Source organism: Synechococcus sp. CCY 9618, from assembly GCF_019038415.1.
GTDB lineage: Bacteria > Cyanobacteriota > Cyanobacteriia > PCC-6307 > Cyanobiaceae > Cyanobium.
Window position 1 is genome coordinate 1 of sequence record NZ_JAFKRG010000019.1, and the last position, 13,012, is coordinate 13,012.

General features: G+C 69.6%; 15 protein-coding genes. 12 read left to right on the forward strand and 3 right to left on the reverse strand.

The window, feature by feature from the left end; all coding sequences use genetic code 11:
- Together KUG41_RS05085 and KUG41_RS05090 are read left to right on the forward strand one after the other, a co-directional pair.
- On the forward strand, positions 1-439 hold a 439-nt coding region (locus KUG41_RS05085), incomplete at its 5' end, for a sigma-70 domain-containing protein (protein WP_305798562.1).
- A gap of 68 nt (positions 440-507) precedes the next feature.
- A complete protein-coding gene (locus tag KUG41_RS05090) occupies positions 508-1,242 on the forward strand; it encodes a putative 2OG-Fe(II) oxygenase (RefSeq protein ID WP_254216864.1) in 735 nt (244 codons plus the stop codon).
- 12 nt (positions 1,243-1,254) lie between these two features.
- Here the strand turns inward: KUG41_RS05090 and KUG41_RS05095 are convergent, their stop codons facing one another.
- On the reverse strand, positions 1,255-1,644 hold the full coding sequence (locus KUG41_RS05095) for an MAPEG family protein (protein ID WP_216901751.1): 390 nt from the start codon (positions 1,642-1,644) through the stop codon (positions 1,255-1,257).
- 153 nt (positions 1,645-1,797) lie between these two features.
- Between KUG41_RS05095 and mutT the strand changes: the two genes are divergently transcribed.
- Positions 1,798-2,925, forward strand: a complete 1,128-nt coding sequence (mutT, locus tag KUG41_RS05100) for an 8-oxo-dGTP diphosphatase MutT (RefSeq protein WP_254216874.1) — start codon at positions 1,798-1,800, stop codon at positions 2,923-2,925.
- Here mutT and tsaE read toward each other — a convergent pair.
- Positions 2,888-3,397 (reverse strand): tRNA (adenosine(37)-N6)-threonylcarbamoyltransferase complex ATPase subunit type 1 TsaE, encoded by a 510-nt coding sequence (tsaE, locus tag KUG41_RS05105; RefSeq protein ID WP_216901763.1) that lies wholly within the window; start codon positions 3,395-3,397, stop codon positions 2,888-2,890. The genes mutT and tsaE overlap by 38 nt on opposite strands.
- A gap of 90 nt (positions 3,398-3,487) precedes the next feature.
- Between tsaE and ahcY the strand changes: the two genes are divergently transcribed.
- Both ahcY and KUG41_RS05115 read left to right on the forward strand, forming a co-directional pair.
- Positions 3,488-4,930, forward strand: coding sequence for an adenosylhomocysteinase (gene ahcY / locus KUG41_RS05110; protein ID WP_216901765.1), 1,443 nt, complete (start codon positions 3,488-3,490; stop codon positions 4,928-4,930).
- A 71-nt stretch (positions 4,931-5,001) separates the two neighbouring features.
- Positions 5,002-5,658 (forward strand): DedA family protein, encoded by a 657-nt coding sequence (locus tag KUG41_RS05115; protein WP_216901767.1) that lies wholly within the window; start codon positions 5,002-5,004, stop codon positions 5,656-5,658.
- A 147-nt stretch (positions 5,659-5,805) separates the two neighbouring features.
- Here the strand turns inward: KUG41_RS05115 and KUG41_RS05120 are convergent, their stop codons facing one another.
- A complete protein-coding gene (locus tag KUG41_RS05120; RefSeq protein ID WP_216901768.1) occupies positions 5,806-6,204 on the reverse strand; it encodes a single-stranded DNA-binding protein in 399 nt (132 codons plus the stop codon).
- 159 nt (positions 6,205-6,363) lie between these two features.
- Here KUG41_RS05120 and KUG41_RS05125 point away from each other — a divergent pair, with 159 nt between their 5' ends.
- The 7 genes from KUG41_RS05125 to KUG41_RS05155 all read left to right on the forward strand — a co-directional run bounded on the left by KUG41_RS05125 (position 6,364) and on the right by KUG41_RS05155 (position 13,009).
- A complete protein-coding gene (locus tag KUG41_RS05125) occupies positions 6,364-7,410 on the forward strand; it encodes a rod shape-determining protein (protein ID WP_216901769.1) in 1,047 nt (348 codons plus the stop codon).
- A gap of 5 nt (positions 7,411-7,415) precedes the next feature.
- Entirely contained in the window at positions 7,416-8,156 is a 741-nt protein-coding gene (mreC, locus tag KUG41_RS05130) for a rod shape-determining protein MreC (RefSeq protein ID WP_216901770.1), read from the forward strand.
- Positions 8,156-8,767, forward strand: coding sequence for a rod shape-determining protein MreD (locus KUG41_RS05135; RefSeq protein ID WP_216901771.1), 612 nt, complete (start codon positions 8,156-8,158; stop codon positions 8,765-8,767). The genes mreC and KUG41_RS05135 overlap by 1 nt, the downstream gene beginning before the upstream one ends.
- 2 nt (positions 8,768-8,769) lie before the next feature.
- Positions 8,770-10,098 carry a sugar ABC transporter substrate-binding protein gene (locus KUG41_RS05140; protein WP_216901772.1) on the forward strand — a complete coding sequence of 443 codons (1,329 nt, stop codon included), beginning with the start codon at positions 8,770-8,772 and terminating at the stop codon, positions 10,096-10,098.
- A gap of 145 nt (positions 10,099-10,243) precedes the next feature.
- Entirely contained in the window at positions 10,244-11,104 is an 861-nt protein-coding gene (gene rpaB / locus KUG41_RS05145; protein WP_371734032.1) for a response regulator transcription factor RpaB, read from the forward strand.
- A gap of 81 nt (positions 11,105-11,185) precedes the next feature.
- Entirely contained in the window at positions 11,186-12,706 is a 1,521-nt protein-coding gene (gene lysS, locus KUG41_RS05150; protein ID WP_216901773.1) for a lysine--tRNA ligase, read from the forward strand.
- A 39-nt stretch (positions 12,707-12,745) separates the two neighbouring features.
- A complete protein-coding gene (locus KUG41_RS05155; RefSeq protein ID WP_035832975.1) occupies positions 12,746-13,009 on the forward strand; it encodes a hypothetical protein in 264 nt (87 codons plus the stop codon).
- Positions 13,010-13,012: the final 3 nt, after the last annotated feature.

Consider the following 13,012-nt stretch of genomic DNA (forward strand, 5'->3'; position numbering starts at 1 on the left):
GGGCCAGCGGGAGCTGAGCCAGGAACTGGGCCGCACCCCCACCTTGAGCGAGCTGGCGGTGGCGGTGGAGCTGCCGGAGGAGGATGTGAAGGACCTGTTGTGCCGGGCGCGTCAGCCGGTGAGCCTGGAGACGAAGGTGGGGGACGGGGAGGACACGGAACTGCTGGATCTGCTGGCGGGGGACGAGCTGCTGCCGGGGGACCTGGTGGACGGGGAGTGCCTGAAGGGCGACCTGCGGGCGCTGCTGGAGCAGCTGCCGGACCTGCAGGGCCGGGTGATGAAGATGCGCTACGGCATCGACGGCCAGGAGCCGATGAGCCTCACCGGCATCGGCCGCATCCTGGGCATCAGCCGCGACCGGGTGCGCAACCTGGAGCGTGACGGCCTGGCGGGCCTGCGCCGCCTCAGTGACGCCGTCGAGGCCTACGTGGCCAGCTGAGCCCTCCGGCACCGCCCACCGTTTGCGAGGCTTGGCAGGCGAGCGCAGTTCTTCCTCCCATGGTCGGCATGCCCCCTGCATCCCCGGAGGAGCCCGCCATGGAGGTGATCAGTCTCTTTCCGCGCTATCTGCTCCAGGGCAAGCTGCTTCCTGCCCAGCTGGCCGACCTGCAGGCCATGGCCCGCACCGTGCTGGGTCATCCCGAACGCAGTCCCGATGCCTCGGTGAAGCTGGCCGGCCAGCTCACCCAGCAGCGGGAACTCGGCCCCGACCATCCCGCCGCTGCTGAGCTCTGCCGCTCCGTGATCCTGCCGGCCTGTGAGCGCTGGATCCGCCACGTGATCGACCGCCAGCCTCCCCAGGGTCGGGGTCCGTGGACACCGGGTCGCTATGGCCTCCAGATGATCGACCTCTGGCTCAACGCCCAGAGATCCGGTGATTACAACCCCACCCACACCCACGGCGGCAGCTTCTCCGGGGTGCTGTTCCTGCAGGTGCCCCCTCAGATCAGGGCCGACAGCTTCGACGGTCAGCTCTGCTTCCATGGCCCGGAGGAATGGCACATCCAGAGTTTCCGCACCGGCATGGCCCACTACGTGCTGCCCGTGCCAGGTGATTTCTATGTTTTTCCGGCCTGGCAGCCCCATTCGGTGCCGCCGTTCCGCGGCGATGGCGAGCGCTGGTCCATCGCCTTCAACGTCGTGGCCGTGCCCCAGCCGCCGCCCCGGCCCGCGCCGCCGCCGGTGGTCCAGGGGAACGTGTCCCTCTCCAGTGCCCGCCCCCGGCCAGGGGGATTCCTCTGATCGGAGACCGCCTCAGAGGGCGGAGCGCACAGCCCCCACCACGGCCATCACCAGCAGCACGGCGCTGCTGAGGAAGCTGATGCCGAATCCCGGCCCTCGTTTCTCCGGGGCCTGGAGGTACCCCACCGCGTAGGCGATGCGTCCACCCACCCAGATCAGCCCCAGGGCGCTGGCGATGGTGGGGTTGTCGAGCAGTACGGCCAGCCAGAAGGCCGGCAGGAAGAACACCAGCTGCTCCAGGGTGTTCTGCTGCACCCTCAGGGCCCGCTCGAAGGGCTCCGGCCCCGTGGTGGCCGGGGCCTTCACACCATGGGCGGCGCGGGCCTGTCCCACGATCAGGGTGGCGGCCTGGAAGACGAGCAGGGCCAGCAGGCTCACCAAAGCTGGGATCGGGGGAACCATGGAGGGGGAGAAGCGAGGGAGCGGATCTGCTGATCCCAGGCTATGGATGAGCTGAACCTGCGGCCTGCGGCCCGGCAGGATCGGTCCGGTGTGCCTTGCCTCCCGTCGTCCGTGGGCCTCCGGTTCAACTCCCCCAGCGAGGACGGTCACTCCCTGCAGGCCGAGGGCGCTGCGCTGCGCCGGCAGCTTCTGGAGTGGTGGGAGCGGCATGGCCGCCACGACATCCCCTGGAAGCGCCTCCCCGATGGCCGCCCGCCGGCGCCGGGCGAGGCGCTCGATCCCTACCCCGTGTACGTGGCCGAGGTGATGCTGCAGCAGACCCAGCTGGCCGTGGTGCTGCCCTACTGGCGCCGGTGGATGGAGCGGCTGCCCGTCCTCGAGGCCCTGGCCGGCGCCGATGAACACGACGTGCTGCTGCTGTGGCAGGGGCTGGGCTACTACGCGCGGGCCCGGCGGCTGCGCCTGGGGGCCATCCAGCTGCTGGAGGGAAGGGCGGAGCGGCAGTCAGGCCTGTGGCCCCGCACGGTGGAGGGCTGGTTGGCGCTGCCGGGCATCGGCCGCAGCACCGCCGGCAGCATCGTGGCCTCGGCGTTCGACCTGCCCGCCCCGATCCTCGACGGCAACGTGGCACGGGTGCTGTCCCGGCTGATCGCCCATCCCGGGCCGCCGAAACGGCAGCAGGCCCGGTTCTGGTGGCTCAGCGAGAGCCTGCTCGACCCGCAGCGGCCCCGGGCGTTCAACCAGGCCCTGATGGATCTGGGCGCCACGATCTGCACACCCCGACGGCCCGCCTGTGGCAGCTGCCCCTGGCAGGACCACTGCGCTGCCTACGCTGCCGGCGATCCAGGCCGTTTTCCCGTGAAGGACACCGCCCGTGCCGTTCCCTTCCAGGTGATCGGGGTGGGGGTGGTGCGCGATGAGGGCGGGCGGGTGCTGATCGACCAGCGGTTGCCGGAGGGCCTGCTGGGTGGGCTGTGGGAATTCCCCGGCGGCAAGCAGGAGCCCGGCGAGCCGATCGCCGCCACGATCCGGCGTGAACTGCGCGAGGAGCTGGCGATCGAGGTGGAGGTGGGGGAAGAGCTCATCACCCTTGAGCACGCCTACAGCCACAAGCGGCTGCGCTTCGTGGTGCATCTCTGCCGCTGGCGCTCGGGGGAGCCCCAGCCGCTGGCCTCCCAGCAGGTGCGCTGGGTGGAGCCCACCGAGTTGGCGTCCTATCCCTTTCCTGCGGCCAACGCCCGCATCATCGCGGCCCTGCAGGACCGGATCGCGGCAGGCTGAGGCGCGGCGGTGTGATCCGGGCCCGCCGTCCATCCTCCAGGTGGGTCAGCTCAACCTCCCAGGCCCCATCGGGACGGAAGCTCAGCCGCTCGGGCCATTCCACCGCCAGCACTGCACCCATGCGGCGGGCTTCCTCTTCCTCCTGGGCGAACAGTTCGTCGGCCGCGGCGCTCTGCTCCAGCCGATAGAGATCGAGATGCACCAGGGCCGCCCCGCCGCCCCCGGAGCCGGTGTCGTAGTGCTGGGCCAGGGCGAAGGTGGGGCTGGTGACCGGCTCGCTGATGCCCAGGCCGGCAGCGAGACCCTGCACAAGGGAGGTCTTGCCGGCACCCAGCTCCCCCTGCAGCAGCAGGAGTGCGGCCTGCCCGGCGTTGCCGCAGGCGCTCAGGCGCCCGGCCAGCGTCCGGCCGAGGGCCTCGGTGGCCGAGGGATCCGCCAGATGGCAGACCTCGATCGCGTCATTCCGTTCCACCCCTGTAGATTGCCCTTTAGCGAGCCCGAAGCCTCGGCGTCTCCGCAGATATTTCCCATTGTTCGTCCTCCCGAAAGGGAGCTTCTCTTCATGGTGGCAACACCCTCCAGCCCTGAGGCTGCGTTCGCCGGCGTTCAGGCGACCAGTTCCTACGTGATCGCCGATCTCGGCCTGGCCGACTGGGGCCGCAAGGAACTGGCGATCGCCGAGACCGAGATGCCCGGCCTGATGGCCCTGCGCCGCAAGTTCGGCGCCGAGCAGCCTCTCAAGGGGGCCCGCATCGCCGGCAGCCTGCACATGACGATCCAGACCGGCGTTCTGATCGAGACCCTGGTGGCCCTCGGCGCCGAGGTGCGCTGGGCCTCCTGCAACATCTTCTCCACCCAGGATCATGCCGCCGCCGCCATCGCCGCGGCCGGCATTCCCGTGTTCGCCTACAAGGGCGAAACCCTCGACGAGTACTGGGCCTTCACCCACCGGATCCTCGAGTGGGGCGATGGCGGCACCCCCAACATGATCCTGGACGACGGCGGCGACGCCACCGGCCTGGTGGTGCTCGGCACCAAGGCCGAGAAGGATCTGTCGGTGCTCGACAACCCCTCCAGTGAGGAGGAGGTCGCCCTGTTCCACTCGATCCGCCAGCGGCTGGCGGTGCAGCCCGGCTTCTACTCGCGCATCTACGCCAACATCCAGGGCGTCACCGAGGAGACCACCACCGGCGTGGCCCGTCTGTACCAGATGCAGAAAAGCGGCGAGCTGCCCTTCCCGGCCATCAACGTCAACGATTCGGTCACCAAGAGCAAGTTCGACAACCTCTACGGCTGCCGTGAGTCCCTGGTCGACAGCGTCAAGCGGGCCACCGACGTGATGGTGGCCGGCAAGGTAGCCCTGGTGCTGGGCTACGGCGACGTGGGCAAGGGTTCAGCCCAGTCCCTGCGCGGCCTCGGTGCCACCGTGATGATCGCCGAGATCGACCCCATCTGCGCCCTGCAGGCCGCCATGGAGGGCTACCGGGTGGTGCGTCTGGAGGATGTGGTCGCCGACGTCGACATCTTCGTGACGGCCACCGGCAACTACCACGTGATCCGCCACGAGCACCTGCTCGCCATGAGGGATCAGGCGATCGTCTGCAACATCGGCCACTTCGACAACGAGATCGATGTGGCGTCCCTGAAGCAGTACAGCTGGGACAACATCAAGCCCCAGGTGGATCACGTGATCCTGCCCAGCGGCAACCGGATCATCCTGCTGGCCGAGGGCCGGCTGGTGAACCTGGGCTGCGGCACCGGCCACCCCAGCTTCGTGATGAGCAACTCGTTCACCAACCAGGTCCTGGCCCAGATCGAGCTGTTCAGCAAGGGTGACCAGTACGCGAAGGAGGTCTACGTGCTTCCCAAGCACCTCGACGAGATGGTGGCCCGGCTTCACCTCGAGAAGATCGGAGCCAAGCTCACCGAGCTCACCACCGAGCAGGCGGCCTACATCTCTGTGCCGGTTGAGGGTCCCTACAAGCTGGACCACTACCGCTACTGATCCGGAACGGCCCGTCGCTGGCAGCGTCCGGGCCGTCATGGGACATTGGCGCTTTTGATCCGGGCGGCTCGATGGCATTGGAGCTGATGCAGGAACTGCCCCGCATGATCGGGTCGGCCGTGGAGGCCAACCCGGCGGCGGGTTACGGAGCGATTTTCGCGGCCATGTTTCTGGAGAACCTGTTCCCTCCCATCCCCTCGGAGCTGATCATGCCCCTCGGGGGCTTCTATGTGCAGCAGGGGCAGCTCTCCCTGATTCCAGTCGTGCTGGCGGGCCTGCTGGGCACCGTGCTCGGCGCCCTCCCCTGGTACGGCATCGGCCGGCTGGTGAACGAGCAGCGCATCGAGCACTGGCTCGAGCGCCACGGACGCTGGATCGGCATCAGTCCCCGGGAGCTGCAGCGCAGCCGCCGCTGGTTCAACCGCCACGGCACCGCCCTGGTGTTCTGGGGCCGGCTGGTGCCCGGAGTCCGCACCCTCATCTCCGTTCCCGCCGGCATCGAGATGATGCCGCTCACCCCGTTCCTGCTCTGGACCACCGCCGGCAGCCTGATCTGGACCCTGGCCCTCACCCTGGCCGGGCTGGCGCTGGGTGAGGGCTACACCAACGTCGAGCTCTGGATCGCGCCCGCCGCCAGGGTGGTGAAGCTGCTGCTCCTGCTGGCCGCGCTCGCTGGGGTGGTGGCCCTCGGTCTGCGGATCTGGAAGCGCGGCCGCGACCGCCACTGATCCTTCCCTGGCCCCAGACAGCAAAAAGGCGCCCCGAAGGACGCCTCCTCTGGCTTCAGGACGCTTGATAACCCGGCTGGAGCACCGGCACAAGCCCCGGCTGGCGATCCGGGGCTTCCCGGCCCCGGTTCGGCTCCTGCTCAAGCCTCAGAACGGCACCTCCTCTTCGCTGGGTTCGCCGCCGCCGTAGCCACCACCGCCGCCGAAGCTGCCGCCGCCGCCCTCGGCGTCGCGCTTGCTGCCCAGCAGTTCCAGCCGGTCGACCCGGATCACCGGCTTGCTGCGCTCCTCGCCGCTGGCCCGGTCGGTCCAGCGGTCGAGCTTGAAGGAGCCGATGATGCCGATCAGGGCCCCCTTGCGGACGTAGTCGGCGGCCACCTGGGCCTGCTTGCCCCAGATCTCCAGGTTGAACCAGTCCGGCTCGTCGTCGCGGCTGCGGCGGTTCACCGCCAGGGTGAGGTTGGCGACCATGCTGCCGGATTCGAAGTAACGGACCTCCGGGTCGCGGCCGGCCCGGCCGACAAGGGTGATGGAATTGACGCCCATGGCGTGCTCCTGGAACAAGTGGATCAATGATGGGGCACCCCGATCGGGGGCCTCTCCCTTTTCGTTCCACCCTTCGTCCCGGTTGTCACACCCCCGGCTCCGGCGCCGGTCGGGGGGTATGGCCCCACCTATGATTTGCCGCTGCCAGAGGCCTCGCCCGTGTTCTTCCGCCGTTTCCAGTTCTCCCGCGACATCGGCATCGATCTGGGGACGGCCAACACCCTGATGTACGTGTCCGGCAAAGGCATCGTGCTGCAGGAGCCGTCCGTGGTGGCGATCGATCTGGAGCGGGGCACTCCCCTGGCGGTGGGCGAGGAGGCCAAGCTGATGCTGGGCCGCACCCCCGGCAACATCCGGGCGATCCGGCCCCTGCGGGATGGGGTCATCGCCGACTTCGATGCGGCCGAACAGATGATCAAAAGCTTCATCCAGAAGGGCAATGAAGGCCGGGGCGTGATCGCCCCCCGCCTGGTGATCGGCATCCCCAGCGGGGTCACCGGCGTCGAGCGCCGCGCTGTGCATCAGGCCGGCCTGGCCGGCGCACGCCAGGTGCACCTGATCGACGAGCCGGTGGCTGCCGCGATCGGTGCCGGTCTGCCGGTGACCGATCCGGTGGGAACGATGATCGTCGACATCGGCGGCGGCACCACCGAGGTGGCCGTGCTCAGCCTGGGCGGCACCGTGCTGAGCGAGTCGGTGCGGGTGGCGGGCGATGAACTCAGCGATGCCATCAGCGTCTACCTCAAGAAAGTGCACAACCTGGTGGTGGGAGAGCGCACCGCCGAGGACATCAAGATCCGCATCGGCTCGGCCTTCCCCGACGACGACCACGATGAGACCTCCATGGACGTGCGGGGTCTGCACCTGCTGTCCGGCCTGCCGCGCACCATCAACATCCGGGCCGGCGACATCCGTGAAGCGATGGCCGAGCCACTCAACGTCATCGTCGAGGCGGTCAAGCGCACCCTGGAGCGCACCCCGCCTGAGCTGGCTGCCGACATCGTCGATCGGGGCATCATGCTCGCCGGCGGCGGGGCCCTGGTACGGGGCATCTGTGATCTGATCAGCCACGAAACCGGGATCCTCACCCACGTGGCCGAAGACCCCCTGCTCTGTGTGGTCAACGGCTGCGGCATGGTCCTGGAGGATTACAGCCGCCTGGAGCGCGTGCTCGACACCCCTGACTTCGCCCGTCAGGCGGCCTGATCGCCATGCCGGCTTGGCGCTGGCTTCGCTTCCCCCAAGGCGCTTCCCTGCGACGGATCGCTCCCTGGCTGCTGGTGCTGCTGGCCCTGCTGGCGGTGCGACTCAGCAAGGGAGCCGTGCTTGCCGATGCCTATGCCTTCCTGAGCCGGCCCTTCTGGCCCGGCACGGCCCAGGCGGAATGGCTGCGATCGGCGCGCCGGGTGGAGGACGGAGCCCGGCTGGCCCAGCTGGAACGTGATAACCAGCGGCTGCGGACCCTGCTGGAACTGCAGGAGCAGAACCCCAGCCGGGTCACGGCTCCGGTGATCTCCCGGGAGGGGGCCGGCTGGTGGCAGCAGGCGCTCCTCGGCCAGGGCTCCCTCAGCGGCATCCGCGCCGGCCAGGCTGTGCTCGGGCCCGGCGGTCTGGTCGGCCTGGTGGGCAGCGTCACCCCCACCACCGCCACCGTCACCCTGCTGACCGATCCCCGCAGCCGGGTCGGGGTCTGGGTGGGCCGCACCCAGCACCATGGGCTGCTGTCCGGCGTCGGCACCGCCCGGCCACTGCTGCGCTTTCTCGAGAAGGATCCCCAGGCCCGCCCCGGCGACGTGGTGGTGACCTCCCCCGCCAGCACCCTGGTGCCGCCGAACCTGCCCGTGGGCGTGATCCAGACCGTCGACGCCAATGCCGATCCCGCCCCGGAGGCGGTGGTGCAGCTGATCGCCCCGCTGTCGGCGCTGGACTGGGTCCAGGTGCAGGTGCGCTGATGGACCTGCTCACCCGGCAGCCCCGACTCGCTGCCACGGCCCTGCTGGTGCCGCTGCTCGTGCTGGCCTCTCCCGGCTGGCTGCGTCTCGACGGGGTGGGTCCCTGCTGGGCGGTGCTGTGGCTGCTGCCCTGGGCCCTCAGCGATGGCCCCTTCTCAGGGGCCTGCGCCGGCCTGGGTCTGGGCCTGCTCATGGACGCCCTCCATCCCGGGGGGGTCACCCAGGTGCCGGCCCTGCTGCTGCTCGGCTGGTGGTGGGGGCGGATGGGGCGGCGGGCTCCGCCGATCCAGCGCAGCTTCAGCCTCGGTCTGCTGGCCTTGCTCGGCACGGCCCTGCTCGGGCTCACCCTGACCCTCCAGTGGGGAGTGCTCGACTGGTTCGGGGCCCGGGAGGCCCTCCAGCAGGGGGGGGCGGTGACGGGGCGCAACCTGGTGGATCAGGGGGTGAATCCCGCCCTGCTGGCCCTGCCGGGCTGGCGCTGGGATGATCTGGCGGGGGCTGGCTTCCAGGTCCTGCTCGCCCAGACCCTGCTCACGGCCCTGCTCGCCCCCATGCTCTGTTCCCTGCAGTTGCTGTTCTGGCGCCAGATGGGCGCCGGCTGGCGTCGCTGACCATGGCCGGGTCTCCCCCACGCCTCTCCCTGCCGCGACGCCAGGCCCTGCGGCTGCTGGCGGGACCCTTCGCCCTGGCCCTCGCCGCCGGAGCCTGCGCCCGGCGGCCCCGGCCGGGTGACGCCAGGGTGCTCAACGTCTGGACCCTGGATCTGGCCCCCCGCTTCACCCCCTACATGGGGCGGGTGATCGCGGCCTGGGAGAAGCGCCACCCAGGGGTGACCGTGCGCTGGACCGACGTGCCCTGGGGATCAGTGGAACGCAAGCTGCTGGCGGCGGTGTTCGCCCGTACCGCCCCTGACCTGGTCAACCTGAACCCCAATTTCGCCGCCAACCTGGCCAGCAAGGGGGGGCTGCGGGACCTCACCCCCCTGCTTCCCCCCGATGCCGCCGGCGGCTACCTGGCCAGGATCTGGTCCTCGGGGCGGCAGCAGGGGGAGCTGTTCGGTATCCCCTGGTATCTGACGGCCCGGGTGACCATCGCCAACCGCCGGTTGCTGGAGCGGGCCGGCCTTGCCGCTCCGCCCCGCCGCTGGGAGGAGGTGCCGGCCTATGCCGAAGCGGTGAAGCGCCGCACCGGCCGGTATGCCCTGTTCGTGACCGTGGTTCCCGACGATTCCGCCGAGCTGATGGAGGCGATGGTGCAGATGGGGGTGCGGCTGCTCGACGATCGCCAGCGGGCGGCCTTCAACAGTCCGGCCGGCCGCCGGGCCTTCGCCTTCTGGAGCGATCTCTACCGCCGCGGCCTGCTGCCTCGGGAGGTGGTGAGCCAGGGCTACCGCCGGGCCATTGAGCTCTATCAGGCCGGCGACCTGGCCCAGGTGGCCAGCGGCCCCGATTTTCTGCGCAACCTGCAGACCAACGCCCCCGGCATCGCCGCCACCTCGGTTCCTTTCCCGCCGCTGACCGGTCCGGACGGAGAGGCCAACGTGGCGGTGATGAATCTGGTGGTGCCCCGCCAGAGCGCCATGGCCGCCGAGGCGACCAGCTTCGCCCTGTTCCTCAGCGATGCCGCCAACCAGCTGGCCTTCGCCGAGGAGGCCCGGGTGCTGCCCTCCTCCACCGGAGCCCTGGAGCAGCTGGAGCGCCGGCTAAGGCAGGCGGTGCCCACGGATCGCCAGGAGAAACTGGTCCACAGCGCCCGACTGCTGTCGGTGGCCACCCTGGCCCGGGCCAGGGTGCTGGTGCCGGCCAGCCCGGGGGTGAAGCGCCTCCAGTCGATCCTTTACACCCAGCTGCAGCGCGCCATGCTCGGCCAGCTTGAGAGTGATGCGGCCCTGGCCGAAGCCGAACGTCAGTGGAACCGGTACGCCGAGGCCCGCTGGCCCTGAAGGGCGCCACCATCGCCGCGAAGTTCCGAAGAAATGTTTGATTCTGAATAGATCCCTGCTGCCGTAGGCGATTCCGTGCTCGCGCCCCGCTTCGGCGTCGCGTTAAGGTTGCGATTCTTCATCCGGTCGGACAGGAGCGATGCACATGCCCAGGGTTGCATCCTCCACAAGGGACGACTCTGATTTTCAGGGTTCCGGAGGCTCGGGTCTTCCGTCCCGGTCGTCCTCTTCGGACCAGGTTTCCGACCCTCAGCCCGCCGAACCGATCGCCACCCTCCTGGTCGTCGACGACGAGGCAGCCGTGCGACGGGTGTTGGTGATGCGCCTCCAGCTGGCCGGCTACCGGGTGCTCTGCGCCGAGGACGGCGAGGAGGCCCTGGCCCTGTTCCATCAGGAGCAGCCCGATCTGGTGGTGCTCGACGTCATGCTTCCCAAGCTGGACGGCTTCGCCGTCTGCCGGCGCCTGCGGGCAGAATCCTGCGTGCCGATCATCTTTCTTTCCGCCCTCGATGCCATCGCCGAGCGGGTGGCGGGCCTGGATCTGGGGGCCGACGACTATCTGCCCAAGCCCTTCAGCCCGAAGGAGCTCGAGGCCCGCATCGCCACCATCCTGCGCCGCATGGGCCGGGGGGCGGCCACGAGTGAACCCCGGGAACTTCCCACCGGCTCCGGCGTGCTGCGGGTGGGCGATCTGGTGGTGGACACCAATCGCCGCCAGGTGACCCGCGAGGGCCAGCGCATTGCCCTCACCTACACCGAATTCAGCCTGCTCGAACTGCTGTTCCGCGAACCGGGCCGGGTGGTGCCCCGGGCCGAGATCCTCGAGCAGCTGTGGGGCTACCCGCCCCGCAGGGCCGCCGATCTGCGCGTGGTCGACGTCTACGTGGCCCGGCTGCGGGGCAAGCTCGAACCCGACCCGCGCAACCCCGAGCTGATTCTCACGGTGCGGGGCACGGGCTATGCCTCCCAGCGCATGGGTGAGGGGACCCTGGCCGCCGCCGGCTGAGTCCATCTCCGTTGATCTTCCCTTCGCTGACCGGCCGGTCCTGCAGGATGGGCAGCGTCCTTCTCCTTCGCCCTGCCTGCCTTGTCGGATCTGCGTGAGACCCGTCTGGAGAAAGCCCGGACCCTGGAGGCCCTCGGTCGGGCTCCCTACGGCCTGGGCTTCGCCCCCAGCCACCGCACCGCCGATCTGCAGCAGGCCCATGCCGACCTGCCCAACGGGGAGGAGCGGGCGGTGCTGGTGGCGGTGGCCGGTCGGGTGATGACCCGGCGGGTGATGGGCAAGCTGGCCTTCTTCACCATTGCCGACGAATCCGGTCCGATCCAGCTGTTCATCGAAAAGGCCACCCTGCAGGCGGCCCATCCCCACGACCCCGAGGCCTTCGCCCAGATCACTTCCCTGGTGGACAGCGGGGACTGGATCGGCGTGCACGGCAGCCTGCGCCGCACCGACCGGGGGGAGCTGTCAGTGAAGCTGACCGACTGGGTGATGCTCTCCAAGGCGCTCCAGCCCCTGCCCGACAAGTGGCACGGGCTGGCCGACGTGGAGAAGCGCTACCGCCAGCGCTATCTCGACCTGATCGTCTCCCCCCACACCCGCGAGACCTTCCGTCGCCGCGCCCGGCTGGTGAGCGCCATGCGCCGCTGGCTCGATGACCGCGGCTTCCTGGAAATCGAAACCCCCGTGCTGCAGACCGAAGCCGGTGGCGCCGACGCCCGCCCCTTCGCCACCCATCACAACGCCCTCGATCTGCCCCTCACCCTGCGCATCGCCACCGAGCTGCATCTCAAGCGTCTGGTGGTGGGGGGCTTTGAGAAGGTCTATGAGCTCGGCCGCATCTTCCGCAACGAAGGGATCAGCACCCGCCACAACCCCGAGTTCACGTCGGTGGAGATCTACCAGGCCTTCGCCGACTATCACGACATGATGGACCTCACCGAGCAGCTGCTGGCGGCAGCCTGCCGGGAGGTCTGCGGTGACACCCGGATCAGCTACCAGGGAACGGCGATCGACCTCACCCCCCCCTGGCGGCGCGTGACCATGCATGAGCTGGTGGAACAGGCCACCGGACTCGATTTCAACACCTTCGCCGATCGCCCCCAGGCGGTCGCGGCCATGGAGGCCGCCGGACTGGCTGTGCCTGAAGCGGCCGACAGCGTCGGCCGGTTGCTGGTGGAAGCCTTCGAGCAGGCGGTGGAGGCCAGCCTGGAGCAGCCCACCTTCGTATTGGATTACCCGGTCGAGAATTCGCCCCTGGCCAGGGCCCACCGCAGCAAGCCCGGCCTGGTGGAGCGTTTCGAGCTGTTCATCGTCGGCCGCGAGACGGCCAATGCCTTCAGCGAGCTGATCGATCCGGTGGACCAGCGGGCCCGGCTCGAGCTGCAGCAGGAACGGCGCCAGGCGGGGGATCCGGAAGCCCAGACCGTGGACGAGGATTTTCTGCAGGCCCTCGAGGTGGGCATGCCCCCCACCGGTGGCCTCGGCATCGGCATCGACCGGCTGGCCATGCTGCTCACCGACAGCCCCTCGATCCGCGACGTGATCGCCTTCCCCCTGTTGCGACCCGAGGCCAGGGAGAGGCCCGCAACCGACGCAGTGAGATAATGGTCCTCAGTAGGCATTTCCCCAGCCCGGGGCTCTCGTATGAGTGGTGAGCGCGTCGGTTTTCGCTTCCAACACGCCGATGCGGTGGTGAAGCGCAATCCCCAGGGGCGATCACGCCGTGGCTGGGTCATGGAGCCGGTGGAGCAGACCACCAGCCGGGGCACCAAGATGCCTGCCTACCGCATCCGCTGGCGGGACAGCGAACGTCCGGAGATCGTGCTGCAGCACATGCTCATCGCCGACCCCGACCCCACCCCTCCGCCCGAGGGCGTGAGCCTGGTGCCGCCCGCCCCCAAGAAGTAGAGG